The 15,372-nt window shown below is 66.9% G+C and carries 15 protein-coding genes; 6 read left to right on the forward strand and 9 right to left on the reverse strand.

The genetic code is table 11. The features are described 5' to 3' along the window. Window positions 1-10 precede the first annotated feature (10 nt). The 3 genes from M0R89_RS09300 to M0R89_RS09310 all read right to left on the reverse strand — a co-directional run bounded on the left by M0R89_RS09300 (window position 11) and on the right by M0R89_RS09310 (window position 3,105). A complete protein-coding gene (locus M0R89_RS09300; protein WP_248648804.1) occupies window positions 11-1,510 on the reverse strand; it encodes an LVIVD repeat-containing protein in 1,500 nt (499 codons plus the stop codon). A 48-nt stretch (window positions 1,511-1,558) separates the two neighbouring features. Then, window positions 1,559-2,536 carry an ROK family protein gene (locus tag M0R89_RS09305; RefSeq protein WP_248648805.1) on the reverse strand — a complete coding sequence of 326 codons (978 nt, stop codon included), beginning with the start codon at window positions 2,534-2,536 and terminating at the stop codon, window positions 1,559-1,561. Window positions 2,537-2,655: 119 nt separating this feature from the next. Further along, on the reverse strand, window positions 2,656-3,105 hold the full coding sequence (locus tag M0R89_RS09310; RefSeq protein ID WP_248648806.1) for a universal stress protein: 450 nt from the start codon (window positions 3,103-3,105) through the stop codon (window positions 2,656-2,658). A gap of 161 nt (window positions 3,106-3,266) precedes the next feature. Here M0R89_RS09310 and M0R89_RS09315 point away from each other — a divergent pair, with 161 nt between their 5' ends. Further along, the gene (locus tag M0R89_RS09315; RefSeq protein WP_248648807.1) at window positions 3,267-4,007 is read left to right on the forward strand and encodes an SDR family NAD(P)-dependent oxidoreductase; all 741 of its coding nucleotides are present in this window, start codon (window positions 3,267-3,269) and stop codon (window positions 4,005-4,007) included. Between the two features lie 157 nt (window positions 4,008-4,164). Beyond that, complete coding sequence (locus M0R89_RS09320; protein WP_248648808.1) at window positions 4,165-4,767, forward strand: DUF7282 domain-containing protein; 603 nt, start codon at window positions 4,165-4,167, stop codon at window positions 4,765-4,767. A 61-nt stretch (window positions 4,768-4,828) separates the two neighbouring features. On the opposite strand, the gene M0R89_RS09325 is transcribed toward M0R89_RS09320, so the two are convergent. The 3 genes from M0R89_RS09325 to uvrA form a co-directional block, all read right to left on the reverse strand. Then, window positions 4,829-5,920 (reverse strand): geranylgeranyl reductase family protein, encoded by a 1,092-nt coding sequence (locus M0R89_RS09325; RefSeq protein WP_248648809.1) that lies wholly within the window; start codon window positions 5,918-5,920, stop codon window positions 4,829-4,831. Window positions 5,921-6,013: 93 nt separating this feature from the next. Further along, entirely contained in the window at window positions 6,014-6,568 is a 555-nt protein-coding gene (locus M0R89_RS09330) for a DUF7344 domain-containing protein (RefSeq protein WP_248648810.1), read from the reverse strand. 209 nt (window positions 6,569-6,777) lie between these two features. After that, complete coding sequence (gene uvrA / locus M0R89_RS09335) at window positions 6,778-9,729, reverse strand: excinuclease ABC subunit UvrA (RefSeq protein WP_248648811.1); 2,952 nt, start codon at window positions 9,727-9,729, stop codon at window positions 6,778-6,780. Window positions 9,730-9,969: 240 nt separating this feature from the next. On the opposite strand from uvrA, the gene M0R89_RS09340 reads away from it, so the two are divergent. The 3 genes from M0R89_RS09340 to M0R89_RS09350 all read left to right on the forward strand — a co-directional run bounded on the left by M0R89_RS09340 (window position 9,970) and on the right by M0R89_RS09350 (window position 12,543). Then, entirely contained in the window at window positions 9,970-10,764 is a 795-nt protein-coding gene (locus M0R89_RS09340; RefSeq protein WP_248648812.1) for an Lrp/AsnC family transcriptional regulator, read from the forward strand. An 87-nt stretch (window positions 10,765-10,851) separates the two neighbouring features. Further along, entirely contained in the window at window positions 10,852-11,826 is a 975-nt protein-coding gene (locus M0R89_RS09345; RefSeq protein ID WP_248648813.1) for an AI-2E family transporter, read from the forward strand. A 147-nt stretch (window positions 11,827-11,973) separates the two neighbouring features. After that, window positions 11,974-12,543 (forward strand): LURP-one-related/scramblase family protein, encoded by a 570-nt coding sequence (locus M0R89_RS09350; RefSeq protein WP_248648814.1) that lies wholly within the window; start codon window positions 11,974-11,976, stop codon window positions 12,541-12,543. Between the two features lie 96 nt (window positions 12,544-12,639). Here M0R89_RS09350 and ygfZ read toward each other — a convergent pair whose 3' ends face one another. Further along, window positions 12,640-13,755, reverse strand: a complete 1,116-nt coding sequence (gene ygfZ / locus M0R89_RS09355; protein ID WP_248648815.1) for a CAF17-like 4Fe-4S cluster assembly/insertion protein YgfZ — start codon at window positions 13,753-13,755, stop codon at window positions 12,640-12,642. 120 nt (window positions 13,756-13,875) lie between these two features. Then, complete coding sequence (locus M0R89_RS09360) at window positions 13,876-14,175, reverse strand: DUF6432 family protein (RefSeq protein WP_248648816.1); 300 nt, start codon at window positions 14,173-14,175, stop codon at window positions 13,876-13,878. Window positions 14,176-14,297: 122 nt separating this feature from the next. Between M0R89_RS09360 and M0R89_RS09365 the strand changes: the two genes are divergently transcribed. Further along, on the forward strand, window positions 14,298-14,777 hold the full coding sequence (locus tag M0R89_RS09365; protein WP_248648817.1) for an RNA-binding protein: 480 nt from the start codon (window positions 14,298-14,300) through the stop codon (window positions 14,775-14,777). On the opposite strand, the gene M0R89_RS09370 is transcribed toward M0R89_RS09365, so the two are convergent. After that, a complete protein-coding gene (locus M0R89_RS09370) occupies window positions 14,767-15,369 on the reverse strand; it encodes a hypothetical protein (RefSeq protein ID WP_248648818.1) in 603 nt (200 codons plus the stop codon). The two genes, M0R89_RS09365 and M0R89_RS09370, sit on opposite strands and share 11 nt — an antisense overlap. Window positions 15,370-15,372 lie beyond the last annotated feature (3 nt).

Consider the following 15,372-nt stretch of genomic DNA (forward strand, 5'->3'; position numbering starts at 1 on the left):
GACTTTGGGTTTATTTCCGGACCCGTCGCCACGCGCCGGCCCCGAGGAGCGCCGCGATTCCGGCGGGGACGCCGAAACCGGGCACTTCGCCGGAGGCCGAGTCGTCGGACTCGGTGGTCGCGTCGTCGAGGGCGGCCTCTCCGGTGGTCGCGCTCGTCGTTTCGGTCGTCGCTTCGCCGGTCGTCGTTTCGGTTGCCGTTCCACCGGTCGTCGTTTCGGTCGCCGTTTCGCCGGTCGTCGTCAGCGACGGCGGGTCCTTCTGTGGGCTGTTGGTGGCGTCCTCTATCGGGAAGGTGTAGAGACCGCCCTTCCCGTTCGAGCGCCGACCCATGCTACTGGCGACGAAGAACCCGTCGGTCGCGCGCTTGGCGGTCCAGAACGAGGTCTCGTCGGGCATGCGCCACCACGCCAACTGCTCGGGGTTGGCGGGGTCGGAGATGTCGTGAATCTTCACGCCGCCCTGATACCACGACGTGAACAGGCGGTCGCCCACGATGTCGAAGTTGTGCGAGGTGGTCCACGTCCCGCCGATGGAGGGGTCGGGCGACGCCGGGGCGTCGATGGTGGCGAGTTTGGTCGGACGCGTCTCGTCCGAGATGTCCCAGAGTTCCAGACCGCCGGGTCCGCCCCGCTCGCTGGCCTGCCACGCCTCCTTGTTGACGCCGAGGAGATTCCCGTCGTCGCTGGCCATCGCGTAGTGGGCGTTGCCCGGCAGGCGGAGGACCTCGGTCCGGACGCTGTCGCTCGGAATCGACTGGAGTTCGTCGAGCGGTCTGCCGCCGATTCGCGCCACGAAACTCGGACTCGCGGGGTCGCTCACGTCCACGAGGTAGGTTCCGGCGTCCCAGTGAGAGAGGTACGCCCGGCCCTTCTGGACCCACACGTCGTGAATCGTCCAGACGCTCGTCGGCACCTCGTTCCACCCCGGCCGCCGGTCGGCGGGCGACCACCGACCGACCTCCTCGGGACTGTCCCCGCTCACGTCCACCATCACGAGCGCGTTCGTCTCGCCCTGATTCCCGGTCAGGTAGACGATTCCGTCCCGAACGAAGCAGTTGTGAATCGGGAACTGCGTCTCGTGGAACGCGACCTGCGTCGGGTTCGCCGGGTCGCTCACGTCGAAGAGCGCGAACCCCTGCAACACGTCGCCCTGCATCGGATTCGCGGGCCCCGCGGCGACCAGACGGTCGCCCTCGACCTTCACGTCCTGAATCATGCGGAGCGGCCCGGTCTCGCGGTCGGCCAACAGGCCAGCGCGTTCGGCGACCACCGTGGGGTCGCTCGGAATCTGCACGTCCACGACCGCGAACCCGTCCATCGTGGCGACGTAGGCGAACTTTCCGCTCCGGTCGGGAACCGCCTCCTTCGCGTTCGCTATCGAGACGCTCCCCAGCGGCCGGTACGGTCCCGGATGCGCCGTCGTCGTCTCCGCCGCCATCCCCGCTCCGACTCCGGCGGAAGCGAGCGCGACCGACCCCGAAACCCCCCGCAGAAACTCGCGCCGATGCATGGACGGACGAAAGGTCTACAGAAGGATAAAAGGGTGGGCGGACTCGGACTACGCGACCGTATTCGTCCTGTCGCCCGTCCCACCTGTCAGGGCGCTCGCGATAGCGCCCTTCAGCACCACGTCGTCGCCGAGGTTCGTCAACTGCACGTCGGGGACGTTGTTGAACACGAGTTCGCCGACTCGCTCCCGGATGGGGTCGACGACCAGCGACTCGTTTTTCAGCGCCACCGCGCCGCCGACGTAGACGACCAGCGGAGCGTACGCCTGCGCGATGTTGGTCACGCCGAGCGCGTTCCAGTGGGCCACTTGGTCGATGACGTGGTCGGCGAAGTCGTCCTCGCCGGCGGCGTCGAACACGTCCACCGCCGAGAAGTCGGGGTCCGCGAGCGGCAGGTCGGTGTCGAGGCTTCCGGCGTCCTCCGCGAGCAGTTTGGCGTACTCGGGGATGTTGTTGCCCGAGCAGTACGCCTCCCAGTGGCCCTCCCGGCCGCACCCGCAGGTGCGTCGGCCCTGCGGGTCCACGACCATGTGGCCCACCTCGCCCGCGTTGCCGTCCCACCCCGAGAGGACTTCGCCGTCCACGCAGACGCCCGCGCCGATGCCCGACGAGATGGTCAGATACACCATGTCGTCGGGGTTGCGGTCGCTGTAGTACCGCTCGCCGATGACGCCCGCGATGGTGTCGTTGTGGAGGTAGACCGCGTCGCTGTCGATGAGTTGTCCGACGGGACCGGTCAGCGGGATGCGGTCGATGGTGTCCGGGAGGTTCGCCGGGTTCTCGACCGCGCCCTCCGCGAGGTCCAGCGGTCCGATGGAACCGATGCCCGCGGCCAGAATCTCCTCCGGTTCGATACCGGCGGCCTCGCTGGCCTCCCGGAGGCACTCCAAGACGGCCTCCGTGACCGCGATGCCCGTGGGACCGTTGGGGGTGTCCGCGCGGTGGACGCTCACCACGTCCCCCTCGTCGTCGGCGACTGCCGCCCTGACGTTCGTCGCGCCGAGGTCAACGCCCGCGTAGTGCGCCATTCACCCCGGTAGGACGGTCCGGTCTCACTTAACTACAAGCATTTACTCGCCGACGAGTATGCCAGACCGTAGCGCGGCGGTCGGGGTCGCGACGGGAAAAAATTCGACTCCGACGAAACTCAGTCCCCGCGGACGAACGTCACCGGGCAGGGCGCGTTGAGCATCACCTCTTGGGCCGTACTCCCGAAGACGGCCTTGCCGGTGGGCGAGCGCTTGCGCCCGCCGACGACCACGCGGTCGGCGTTGACCTCGTTGGCCAAGTCCACGATGGTCTCGCCGTGCGCGCCCACTCGGCCGCGGACGTTGTACTCGACGCCCGCCTCGTCGAAGGCGTCGGTCAGTTGGCGGACGGTGGCGTGGCGCGCGGCCACCTCGTCGGGGTCGATTTCGCCGTTCGGGTCGTAGTCGAGTTGGCTGACCACGCCGTCGAACTCCTCGTCGGTGAACACGTGGGCCAACACGACTCGCGCACCGGTCGGTCCGGCCACGTCGCTGACTGCACTGGCCAACTCCTCGGTGCGGTCGGCGTCGCCCGGGCCGACCGCCAGCAGGATAGTCTGTAGTGCCATACCGACACGTCTACCTTCCTGATATTAATGATATGTGGCCGTGGCCGTATTCGCGCCGTCCCGGTCCCCGGTGCGGTCGCTCGCGACTCCTGGGACCGCGGACCCTCGAAACGCTCGCCGAATCCTCAACACGGAAATACGACGCCCCCGAATCTCGACCCGTGATTCGACCCGACCTGACCGGACGGACCGCGCTCGTGACCGGGAGCGCGACGGGCGTCGGCCGAGAGTTACTGCTCGCGCTGGCCGACTGCGGCGCGTCGGTGGCGGTCCACTACCGCTCGAGCGGGGAGGCCGCCGCGGAAGTCGCCGAGGCCGCGCGAGAGCGCGGCGCCCCGGCGGCGACCACCGTGCAGGGAGACGTGACCGACCCCGACGACGTGGACGCGATGTTCGACGCCGCGGCCGACGACCTCGATACGGTGGACGTGCTGGTGAACAACGTCGGCCCGTTCGCGCCCGACCACTGGGAGGACATCTCCTACGAGCAGTGGAACACCGTCTTACAGGCCAACGTCAACGGCACCTACCTCTGCTGTAAGCGCGCGCTGCCCGCGATGCGCGACCAGTCGTGGGGCCGCATCGTGAACGTCGGCTACGCGAGTTCCGAGAAGGGGATGGTCAACCCGAAGAACGCGCCTTACTTCATCGCCAAGCAGGGCGTGCTGATGTTCACCCGGATGCTCGCCAACGACACCCAGAACAACGGTATCACGGTAAACGCGGTGTCTCCCTACGTTGTCGAGAACTCCGACGAGTTCCCCGAGGACCTGCCGCGCGGACGACCCGCCGACTTCGAGGACGTGGAACAGGCGGTGCTGTTCTTCTTGGAGGAGGACAGCGACTACATCAGCGGCGAGAACGTCGAGGTTGACGGGGGTTGGCTGCCGGAGACCGTGTAGTGGCGGCGTCACGTAGTCGCGCCCTAATCCGGCGTAACGGGCGTTTCGCGCCGAAAATCCTCAATCCGAGTTACTGCCGCCTCTCCAACCGACTAATAACTTTTCGTGCCCGTCCGCTACGGTATCTCGTCGGGACCGACCCGACGGAGAGAGACCAATGCACGAAAACGACGACAGTTCGAACATCGCATCGAAACTGCTGGGCGAGGGGACGTCTCGCCGCGAATTCATGGACACGACCGCCAAACTCGGCGGGAGCGCGCTCGCGCTGTCCGCGCTCGGGGCCGGTACCGTCGCCGCCGGGGACGGCACTCAGACGGAAGGAGCCGCGGTGACGTTCCAGAATCAGGAGACGGACGGTTCGACGGTGATGGTGGCCTCGGCGGCCGTTCCGGAGGGCGGGTTCGTCGCTATCCACGACGCGACGCTCCTCGAGGGCGAGGTCCTCGGGAGCGTCATCGGCGTCTCGGAACTGCTGGACGCCGGCGAACACCAGAACATCGAGGTCACGCTGTTCGAGGGCGTGCCGGGGGCCCAGTTCGACCAGTCGGCGCTGCAGGAGACCCAGCCGCTGATCGCGATGCCCCACCAGAACACGAACGGCAACGAGTCCTACGACTTCGTCTCGTCGCAGGGCGAAGCCGACGGCCCGTACACCAGAGCGGGCGCGCCCGTGGTGGGTCTCGCGTACGCCGTCGTACAGAGCCAAACGACGATGGGCGGCGAAACCACCACCGCCGAAGAGACCACGACCGAGTAGACGCGCTTCGGCGACGGCGAGACCGGCCGCGGTGCGGAACTGCGGCCGTCCGCGGACTCAGCTACGACCCGGAGAGTAATTTTTTCAGGTGTTCCGTCGAGAAGAACGAGGTCGGCTTGTCCATGTGGACGCCGATTTCGCCCGAGAACGCCGACAGCCCCGCGTGCTGGACCGGTTCGGGCAGCGAGTAGCACTTCCGAATCCAGTGGCCCAGTTCTATCTCGGTACTCAGGTCCTCGCGCCACGCCTCCTCGTAGTCCTGCAGCGTCGCCGGCCGCTCGGGGTCGATGACCTTCGCGGCGTGACTCGCGGCGGTCATGCCGTAGAGAATCCCGCCGCCGGTGAACGGCTTGGTCTGGGCGGCCGCGTCGCCGATGAGGAATCCGCGGCGACTCGTCACCGAGTCGGCGGGCCCGACCGGAATCATGCCCGCACAGAAGTGACTCGTCTCCACGTCGTACTCGTCGGTGAACGCCGAGAACAGGTCGTTGGCCGAGGGCTCCGACCCCGGCGGGGCCGCGAGGCCGTACTCGACGCCCGACTCGCCGCGCGGGATGCGCCACGCGAAGAACCGCGGCGCGGTCAGGTGGACGTCCACGTAGTCGCCGGGGTCGTCCTCCTCGGAGAACGTGAGGACGCCCTGTAGCTTCTCGCCGGGTTCCGGCAGGCCGAGTTCCGACCGCACGCGCGAGACCGGCCCGTCGCAACCCGCGACCATGCGGGCCTCGAACGTCTCGGTGCCGTCCGGCGTGCTGGCGGTGACCTCCACGCGGTCGTCGTACTCCTCGACGGACGAGACGCTGTGGTTCTCCCGGAGGTCGGCGCCCGCCTCGCGGGCGGCCTCGGCGAGGCGTTCGTCCAAGCCCACGCGGTCGATGACGTTCGAGACGACCTCGCGCTTGTAGAAGGGGTAGTCGTCGCTTCCCGGACCGCCGACGTGGAAGCGCGCGCCGTACACCTCGTTCTGGAGGAGGTCCTCGCGCGCGCCGTCTGGCGTGAACTCCCAGATGTCGGTACTGACGTGTCCCGAACAGGCCAGCGGTTTGCCGACCGCTCCTCGTTCGAGCGCCAGCACGTCGTACCCCCGTTCGGCCGCCCGTCGGGAGAACCGGGACCCGGCCGGGCCCGCCCCGACGACTACGAAGTCGTACATCGGTCGGGCGTACTACCCTGCGGCCCAAGTATTCACCGCTCTATGCTCCCGTTTCGTTCCGTGGCACTCGGCGCTCAGCCGACCGCTCGTCGGCTATCGCTCCACGTTCGGCGGTGTCTCCTCCTGAGCGAGCCGCTGTCGCCGAACGTAGTGGGTCGCCGCGGAGAGCGCGAACGCCGCGACGATGAGGACGCCCCAAATCTCGTCGGGAATCGCTTCGAACGGCGGGACGCCCAGCAGGTCGCCGAGTACGAGAATCGCGCTCACCGCCGCGAGCGCGAGGTAGTACCGAATCCACGGAAAGTCGTCCTGCGGCCGGAGATACCCCTCCAACTGGGCCGCGTTCCCCGACAGTTCGACGACCCCGCGGTTCTGGTTGTAATCGACGATACCAGCGTCCGCGAGTTTCGGGAGATGCGTCTGGTAGAGAGACGTGTAGACCGACTTGCGTTCGTTGGCCGACAGTCCCTCCACGGTCGTGTCGTTCTCCCACGCCGCGACCTGCTCGGCGAGTTCGCTCAGCTCGACCGGACGCTCCTGCTGCTTGAGGTAATGCAGCGTGTATCGCCGTCGCCGGTTCTTCAACACGTCGAAGATAAGGTCTTCGGACAGTGTCTCCTGTTCCGGTGAGTTGTCAGCCGAGCTCATGCTACCGAAGTCGCTCAATCGCTTGTTGCGCCGGTGCCACCGCCACCCATCCCATCACGGTACGCCAGTTTCACCCGGACCACACTTTGTTATCCAGTACTTAGCGTCGAGACTTTGTAAAAAATCCTACAGGAAGCGGAGGTAATACGGGGATTCCCCGAGTTAACGTGACGATACGTGGCCAGAAACGCGGGAAGGGCGACGAATCGTCAGTCGTCTGTCGCCGGGGCCGCGCGGCGGTCGGTCCGCGGGCCGTCGAGGTCCACCGCGGGGAGCAGGTCGCGGAGGTAGCGTCCGGTGTGGGAATCCTCGGCGCGGGCCACTTCTTCGGGCGTTCCCGCGGCGACGACTTCACCGCCGTTCTCGCCGCCCTCGGGGCCGAGGTCGAGGACGTGGTCGGCGTTCTTCACGAGGTCGAGTTCGTGTTCGATGACGACGACGGTGTTGCCCTTGTCGGTGAGTCGCTGGAGGACCTCGATGAGTTTCCGCTCGTCGGCCTTGTGGAGGCCCGTGGTCGGTTCGTCGAGCAGGTAGAGCGTGTCGCCGGTGTCCTTCTTGCCGAGTTCCTCGGCGAGTTTCACCCGCTGGGCCTCGCCGCCCGACAGCGTCGTGGAGGGTTGGCCGAGGTTCATGTAATCCAGTCCCACGTCCTTCAGTAGGCCGAGTCTGCGCGCGATGCGCTGGTCGTGCTCGAAGAACTCGTACGCCTCCTCGACCGACATGTCCAGCACGTCCGCGATGGTCGCGCCCTTGTAGGTCACGTCGAGCGTCTCGTCGTTGTAGCGCGCGCCGTCGCACTCCTCGCAGGGGACGTACACGTCCGAGAGGAAGTTCATCTCGATTTTGACGGTGCCCTGTCCGCCACACTCCTCACAGCGCCCGCCCTTCACGTTGAACGAGAACCGGCCCTTCTCGTAGCCGCGCTGTTTGGCGAGTTTCGTCTCGGCGAACAGTTCGCGGATGTAGTCGAAGACGCCGGTGTAGGTCGCGGGGTTCGACCGCGGGGTCCGCCCGATGGGCGACTGGTCGATGAGTCGGACCTTCTCGACGTTGTCGACGCCCTCGATGTCGTCGTGTTCGCCGGGGTCCACGCTGGTGTTGTCGTTCATCTCGCGGGCCAGTCCCTTGTAGAGGATGTCGTGCATCAGGGTGGACTTGCCGGAACCGGAGACCCCGGTAATCGCGGTGAACTGGCCGACCGGGAGGTCCACGTCGAGGTCCTTGAGGTTGTGCTGGCGCGCGCCCACGACGGTCAGCGCTTCGTCGCTGTCGCGGCGCTCGTCGGGCACCGGAATCTCCTTGCGCCCGGCGAGGTAGTCGCCCGTGAGCGACTCCTCGCACTGCTCGATTTCCTCGGTGGTGCCCTGCGCGACGACTTCGCCGCCGCGCTTGCCCGGACCGGGACCCATGTCGATGACGTTGTCGGCCTGCCGCATCGTCTCCTCGTCGTGTTCGACGACGAGGAGCGTGTTCCCGAGGTCGCGGAGTTCCTTGAGCGTGTTGAGCAGGCGGTCGTTGTCGCGCTGGTGGAGACCGATGGACGGTTCGTCCAGCACGTAGAGGACGCCCACGAGACCCGACCCGATTTGGGTGGCGAGTCGGATGCGCTGGCTCTCGCCGCCCGAGAGGGTCGCCGCCTCGCGGTCCAGCGTCAGGTACTCCAGTCCGACCTCCTCCATGAAGCCCAGACGGGCGCGAATCTCCTTCAGAATCTCCTCGGCGATTTTGGTCTCGCGCTCGTCGAGTTTCGCTTCGAGGCCCTCGAAGTGCTCCAAGGCGTCCCCGATGGACATCTCGTTGACCTCCGTGATGGAGGTGCCGTCGACGTACACCGACCGGCTCTGGTCGTTGAGACGAGTGCCGTCGCAGACCGGGCACTCCGTGACCGCCATGTACTCCTCGATGTGGTCGCGGGTGCTGTCGGAGTCGGTCTCGACGTACCGGCGTTCGAGGTTCGGGATGACGCCCTCGAATCGCTCGTCCTTCTCGCGGGTGCCGTTCTTGGTCGTCCACTCGAAGTGGACTTTCTCGTCGGTCCCCCAGACGAACGCCTCCTGCACGTCCTCGGGAAGGTCCTCGAACGGCGTGTTCACGCTCACGCCGAAGTGGTCGGCCACGTTGTCTAGCTGTCGCCGGTAGTAGGTCCGGTTGTAGCTCCACGGCTCGAAGACGTTCTTCAGCGGCTTGGAGGTGTCCTGCACCACGAGGTCCTCGTCGACCTCCTTGGTCTCGCCGATGCCCTCACACTCCGGACACGCGCCGTGGGGACTGTTGAACGAGAAGCTCCGTGTCTCTATCTCCCGGAAGTCGATGCCGCAGTGGGTGCAGGCCAAGTCCTCGGAGAACTCCACGACGAGCCGGTCGTCGTCTTCGCCCGCGAGGTCGCCGGTCGAGCGCGCCGTCGCGCCGCCGATGTCGTCGCCGGCCTCCTCGGGCGGGTCGGGCAGGACGACCTTCAGCGCGCCGTCGGCCTCCTCCAGTGCGGTCTCGACGCTGTCGGTGATTCGGCTTCGGGCCTCCGGGGAGACCTTCACCCGGTCCACGATTACGTCCACGTCGTGGTCGTAGTTCTTGTCGAGGTCCGGCCGGTTCGTCGTGAGGTCGAACTCCTCGCCGTCGACCTCGACGCGACTGTAGCCGTCCGAGACGAGGTCGTCGAAGAGGTCCTCGAAGGCTCCCTTCTGGTCGCGGACCACGGGGGCCGCGATTTTCGCGCGGGTTCCCTCCGGGAGTTCGAGGACGCGCCGGACCATGTTCTGGGCGCTCTGCTCGCCAACCTCGCGTCCGCACTCCGGACAGTGGGGAGTCCCGATGCGGGCGTACAGCAGGCGGAAGTAGTCGTGGAGTTCCGTGACGGTCCCGACCGTCGAGCGGGGGTTGTTGGCGGCGTTCTTCTGGTCGATGGAGATGGCGGGCGAGAGGCCCTCGACGTTCTCGACCTGCGGCTTGTCCATCTGCCCGAGGAAGTTGCGGGCGTACGCCGACAGGCTCTCGATGTACCGGCGCTGGCCCTCGGCGTACACCGTCTCGAACGCGAGCGACGACTTCCCCGACCCCGACAGTCCCGTCACCACGTTGAACTTCTCGCGCGGGATGGAGACGTCGAGGTCCTTGAGGTTGTGTTCCTCCGCGCCCTTCACGTCGATGTAGTCCTTGCTCATCGTTTTCGCGTCCCGAGAGAATGTGTCTCCGTTCGCTGTGCCGTCTCGTTCATCAAGAGATAACAGGGATTCAGGCCACTTAACGGGACTGTAATCGGAAAGTCTCAGCCGACGGACTCACCGCGCCCCCAGACAGTCACCGTCGCCGACGCGCCGGTTCGCTCGCACGGTCAGCGTCCGAGATTGGCCGAACCGTGTCGAAAGACCGGGCTTTTACCGAGTCCGGCAGTAGACGGGGGTATGAGCTATCGCATCGACGAGATAGACAAACGCATCCTCTACCATCTCGCGGCCGACGCCCGGAACACGTCGGCCCCGACCATCGCCGAGGAGGTGGACGTGACCCCGGCCACGATTCGCCACCGCATCCGTCAGATGGAGGAAGAGGGCATCGTCGAGGGATACCACGCCGACATCGACTACGAGCGGACCGACGGCCGCATCGTCAACCAGTTCACCTGCACCGCGCCGGTCGCGGACCGCCACCGACTCGCGCAGGCGGCGCTGAAGGTCTCGGGCGTCGTGAACGTCCGGAAACTGATGGCCGGGCGCGAGAACCTCGTCGTGACCGCGGTCGGCACCGGAACCGACGACGTGACCCGCATCGCCCGGGAACTGTCGAACCTCGGTCTCGAACTCGAACGCGAGGACATCGTGCAGGACGAACTGTTCCACCCCTACCACCCCTTCGGCGCGGACGACGACTCGCCCAGTCAGTCGTTCGCCGACGTGCAGAACCTGACCGGCGGTGCCGAAGTCATCGAGTTCACCGTCCCCGAGGACGCCGCCATCACCGGCGAGACCCTCGAAGCGGCCAACGAGTCGGGCATCATCGACGGCGACTCGCTCGTCATCAGCATCGAACGCGGCGACGCGGTGCTGACGCCGCGCGGGGACACCGCCGTCGAGGCGGGCGACGTGGTCACGCTGTTCGCCCCCGAGTCGGTTCCGGACGACACCGTCGAGGCGTTCGAGACCCAATCCGGGGGACGGGCGGCCGACTCCGGCGGTCGAACGGCCGATTCAGACGAGTGAGCAGTCGGTCCGAGGAAACTCCGATTCCGACGTACGAGCGGTCCGACCGCCACGGACCTTTTCCTCTCGGTCGTCGTACACGTCGTCATGGACGAGGAGAAGGCGTTCGCGCTCGCCCTGCTGGCGGTCGCGCTCTACGCGTCGCTGTTGGTCGTCTGGCCCTTCTTCACCTACGTCGCGCTCGCGGTGTTTCTGGCCTACGCGCTCTTTCCCCTCCAGCGCCGCCTCGCGCCCCGAATCGGCCCGCGGAAGGCCGCTGTCGTCCTCATGGTCGCGGCCACGGTCCTGTTCGTCCTCCCGTTCGTCCTGATGTTTCAGGTCGTCCTCCAGCAGGCGCTCTCGGTGGTCGAGCGGGTCCAGTCCGGCGAAATCGACGTGGAACTGCTGGAGGAGTTTCTGGCCAGCGACCTCTGGCGAGACGTCCTCGACGCGGCCCAGTCGGGCGCGGGCCGGGTGCTGGAGGAGTCGGTCAGCGTGGTCGGCGGGGCCTCGACGGTCGCGGTCGGCATGACGATTCTGGGCTTTCTGCTCTACTACCTGCTGGTCGCGGGCGACGACGCGGTGGCGTGGTTCCGGGAGATGACGCCGCTCCCGGCCGACGTGCAGGACCGCCTCCTCGCGGAACTCGACCGCCTGACCTACGCGGTCCTCATCACACAGGGCGTCATCGCGGTCGTGCAGGCGGTCTTGACAGGTCTCGGCCTGTTCGCGCTCGGGTTCTCGAACGTCCTCTTCTGGACGGTGTTCGCGGTCGTTCTGGGTCTGCTCCCGTTCGTCGGGTCGATGTTCATCTGGATTCCGGCCGCGCTCCTGTTGATCGGGACGGGGCGTCCGTTCCGCGGGGCGGCCCTGCTCGTCTACGGGTTCGGCGTCATCAACCTCACCGACAACTACCTCCGACCGGTAATCGGCGGCCGGAGCGCCAACCTGAACCCCGCTATCCTCGTCGTCGGCATCTTCGGCGGTCTGGTGGTCTTCGGGTTCACAGGCATCTTCGTCGGTCCCATCGTCCTCGGGTTCACGAAGACCATCGTCGCGGTGGTCGCCGACGAGTACGCCTGAGTTACCGCCGAGGGCGCGTCGCCGTGCGGGCCTCCTCGCGGTCCGAGTCGCCGGGTGCCCCCTGATGGTCAGATTTCGAGACCTCGTCACCGCGTTTTAGTTGCGCGTTCACGTAGTTATTTAAACGATAGCCGACAACTCCGGGCCATGGTCAACGACATCGCCGCTCTCGACCTGACCGACGACGAGTACACGGTCGTCCAGTCGCTGATTCGTAACAAGTACAAAGCGACCGACGCCGACGGGAACGTCGTCCTCCGGGGCAAGCAGAAGATGCTCAAGATGAAAGAGGAGTTCCCGTTCACCGACGCCGACGGGAACGCCGCGTTCACGGTCAAGGCGGGCGGTATCCTCGACATCGCGGGCGACTACACGCTGATAGACGACGAGACCGACGAGGCGGTCGTCGTCCTCGACCAGAACTACTCGCTGTTCACCGACACGTGGAAGATTCGGGACCCCGACACCGAGGCGCTCATCGCCACCATCGAGTCGAAGAGCACGCTGATTTCGGTCCTCCGGCACTTCATCGGGGTCGCCGGACTCATTCCCCACGCCTACGAAATCAGCGACGCGGACGGCGACCACGTCGGCACCATCGACGGCAAGTTCTCGCTCAAGGACACGTACGACGTGACCATCGACGACGCCAGCGACGTGCCCAAGGAGGCCATCGTCGCGGCCGCGATGGTGGTCGACGCTATCGAGGGGAACTGACGGTCGATGGAGTGACGACGACAGAACGCGAAGAATTCTGAACACTCTTCCGCCGATATTAGCACACGCTCGAATCCCTCGACGGCGAGGCGCGGACTAGTACTGCGGAATTCGGGCCGAGCGGTCGCTCCCCTCCACGAACGGGAGCGTCCCGACTTCGGCGGAGACCTCCTCGCCGCCGACGCGGACGCTCAACTCAGATTCGTCCATCTCGAAGTCCACCACGGCGAAGGCGACGGGGTCGCCCTCGGTGGGACTCTCGACCGCTCGCGTCACCTCGCCGACCGCCTCGTCGCCGCTGAACACCGCCGCGCCGGAGTCGGGCACCGCCTCGGGTCGAAGTCCGACGAGTCGCTGACTCGGCTGACCGCGGTTCTCGACGCGCGAGACGACCTCTTGGCCGACGAAACACCCCTTCTCGAAGTCCACCGCGTTCCGGAGACCGACGACGTTCGGAATCCGACCTCGTAGCTCCGACTCGAACAGCGGCGTCCCGGCTTCGAGCGTCAGCGACTCCCACGTCGTCCTGCCGAACGGCGCGGCGTTCAGCCCCTGATTCAGGAGCGTGTCGAAGACCAACTCGGCGTTCTCGCGCTCGTTTCCGGTCTCGTTGACGGTCGTGCCGGTGGTACAGACCACCTCGAACCCCTCCTCGCCGGTCAGCGCGTCGGTCCGAATCACGGTGACGCCGACCGAGGCGATTCGCCCGCGAACGAACGAGAGGTGTTCGGCGGGCGAGGACGCGCCGTTGAGGACGCTGGCTATCTTCTCGGTCGCCTTCGGGCCGTGGACGCCGAACACCGCGAAGTCGTCGGTCGCGACAGAAATCTCCACGTCCTGAATGAACACCTTCTCACGCCACTCGTCGGCCAGCGCGGCGGCCTCGCCCGGCGGGACGAACAGCAGCAGTTGCTCGCCGGCGTTGTAGACGTACATGTCCAACTCGACGCCGCCCTGCGGGTCGAGCAGGAGCGCGTACGCCCCCTCGCCGTCCGCGGTCGGCACGTCGTTCGACACCACGTTGTCCACGTACTCCACCCGGTCGTCGCCGCCGACCGTGACCACGCCGTAGGGCATCTCGGTGACGCCGACGACGTTCCGGACCGCGACGTGCGCGCGGTCGGGTCGGCCGTAGTCGGCGGGAACCTCTCGGTCGCCGACTACGGTCCACTCCGCTCCGAGGTCGGCCTGCTGGTCCTCGATGACAGTCATCTCTACGTCGGAGTCGGGTTGGAACGCGGTTAAAAGGTCGGAATCCGGCCTCCCGGAGCGCCCGCCGCTCCGGATTATCGACCGTGCGCTGGCGACTCTCGAACCGCTCCGAAAACAGCCCTACAGCGGTAAGCGTTCGATAATCCGGTCCACGAACGACGGTTCCTCGACTTCGTCGTCCTCGGGGTCGGGAATCACGCGGTCGTCGGGCGTGATGAGCGTCCGGTGGTCGCCCTCGTTGGCAGAGATGAGACCGTCCTCCTTGAGGTTGGCGAGCGCGGTTTCGAGGTCGTCGATGTCGGCGTCGACGCGCGACCGGATTTCGAAGACCGTCATCCCGTCGTCGTTCCGGTCGACGAGTGCGTCGAGTACCGCAACCTCGACCTCTTCGCGGTTCCGGTACTCACGCTTTGCCTTCATACGTGACAGTATGACCGGCGGGTTCTTACCTTTATCTGAAGAGCCGCTCGGGGTTCGTTCGAGTCGTCCGCCGTTCGGCGGAAGGCGAGAGTATTAAGCCCCGAAGCGACACAGGTGTGTGTATGGAAGTCAAGTCTCGCCACCACCTCCGGAGCGACGAGGTGCGTGAGATAGAGCAGCGACTCGCCGACCGACTCGGCGTCGAGTTGGACGCCGACAGCTACGAACTCGTGGAACTGGAGGACTCGGAGTTCGACCTCGTTCTCGTCGACGGCGACCCCGCCGTTCTCTACTTCGAGGAGGAACCGTTCCTGACCGTCCGGGGGGCCAACCAGTACGAACCCCAGACTCGGGTCGTCACCGTGGACGCGGGGGCGGTGTCGTTCGTCAGCGACGGCGCGGACGTGATGCGTCCCGGCATCACCGAGGCCGACGACGACATCGCGGCGGGCGACCTCGTGGCCATCGCCGAGGAGTCCCACGGCAAGGTGCTGGCGGTCGGCCGCGCGAAGACCGACGGCGACGACATGGTCGGCGACGAGGGGAAGGTCGTTTCGTCGGTCCACCACGTCGGCGACGAACTCTACGAGTTCACCGTCTGAGACCGGACCCCGAATCGGTCGCCTCTGCTTTCGTTTCGCTCCAGACCCACCCGCCGAGCGTCGCGATTGCGCCGCCCAACCAGACCGCGAGTCCGACCGACACCAGCGTCTCGTCGCCGACCAGCGCCGCGAGACCGAACGACGCCGCGACTCCCGCCGGCGTCCCGGCGAGCAGAGCGCCGCCCGCGCGCGGCGCGGCCCCAGCCCGGAGCAGACCGACGCCGAGGACCGGCGCGCCGACCACCGCGAGCAGGTACGCCCACACCGACACCGTCCACCCGTCGAGTCGACCGAACACGACGTACACTGCCGACCCGACGCACGCGCCGACCAGTCCCGCGAGGACGGCGACGTAGCCGAGCCTTCCCAGCGCGCCCCACTCGCTCGCCGACCGGGCGCGATACCCCGCGACACCTGCAGTCGCCAGCGCGAGCGCGACCGGCGTGAGCGCGTCGAGGAAACCGTAGCCCAGCGGCGAGACTCCCCGACCCGCCGCGAACGCCCCCACCGAGAGTAGCGCCCACCCGAGGCCGCCCGCGACCCCCGCGAGTCCCGCGGCGCGCAGGCCGGCGTGAGACCCGAACCGAGACACGGG

Origin of the sequence: Halorussus limi (assembly GCF_023238205.1) — an archaeon.
Classification (GTDB): Archaea; Halobacteriota; Halobacteria; order Halobacteriales; family Haladaptataceae; genus Halorussus; species Halorussus limi.

What these genes read in the sequence shown, in the direction of transcription:
- M0R89_RS09300 (WP_248648804.1), bottom strand. Translation starts at nt 1,510, where the DNA reads ATGCATCGGCGCGAGTTTCTGCGGGGGGTTTCGGGGTCGGTCGCGCTC.
- M0R89_RS09305 (WP_248648805.1), bottom strand. Translation starts at nt 2,536, where the DNA reads ATGGCGCACTACGCGGGCGTTGACCTCGGCGCGACGAACGTCAGGGCG.
- M0R89_RS09310 (WP_248648806.1), bottom strand. Translation starts at nt 3,105, where the DNA reads ATGGCACTACAGACTATCCTGCTGGCGGTCGGCCCGGGCGACGCCGAC.
- M0R89_RS09320 (WP_248648808.1), top strand. Translation starts at nt 4,165, where the DNA reads ATGCACGAAAACGACGACAGTTCGAACATCGCATCGAAACTGCTGGGC.
- M0R89_RS09325 (WP_248648809.1), bottom strand. Translation starts at nt 5,920, where the DNA reads ATGTACGACTTCGTAGTCGTCGGGGCGGGCCCGGCCGGGTCCCGGTTC.
- M0R89_RS09330 (WP_248648810.1), bottom strand. Translation starts at nt 6,568, where the DNA reads ATGAGCTCGGCTGACAACTCACCGGAACAGGAGACACTGTCCGAAGAC.
- uvrA (WP_248648811.1), bottom strand. Translation starts at nt 9,729, where the DNA reads ATGAGCAAGGACTACATCGACGTGAAGGGCGCGGAGGAACACAACCTC.
- M0R89_RS09340 (WP_248648812.1), top strand. Translation starts at nt 9,970, where the DNA reads ATGAGCTATCGCATCGACGAGATAGACAAACGCATCCTCTACCATCTC.
- M0R89_RS09345 (WP_248648813.1), top strand. Translation starts at nt 10,852, where the DNA reads ATGGACGAGGAGAAGGCGTTCGCGCTCGCCCTGCTGGCGGTCGCGCTC.
- M0R89_RS09350 (WP_248648814.1), top strand. Translation starts at nt 11,974, where the DNA reads ATGGTCAACGACATCGCCGCTCTCGACCTGACCGACGACGAGTACACG.
- ygfZ (WP_248648815.1), bottom strand. Translation starts at nt 13,755, where the DNA reads ATGACTGTCATCGAGGACCAGCAGGCCGACCTCGGAGCGGAGTGGACC.
- M0R89_RS09360 (WP_248648816.1), bottom strand. Translation starts at nt 14,175, where the DNA reads ATGAAGGCAAAGCGTGAGTACCGGAACCGCGAAGAGGTCGAGGTTGCG.
- M0R89_RS09365 (WP_248648817.1), top strand. Translation starts at nt 14,298, where the DNA reads ATGGAAGTCAAGTCTCGCCACCACCTCCGGAGCGACGAGGTGCGTGAG.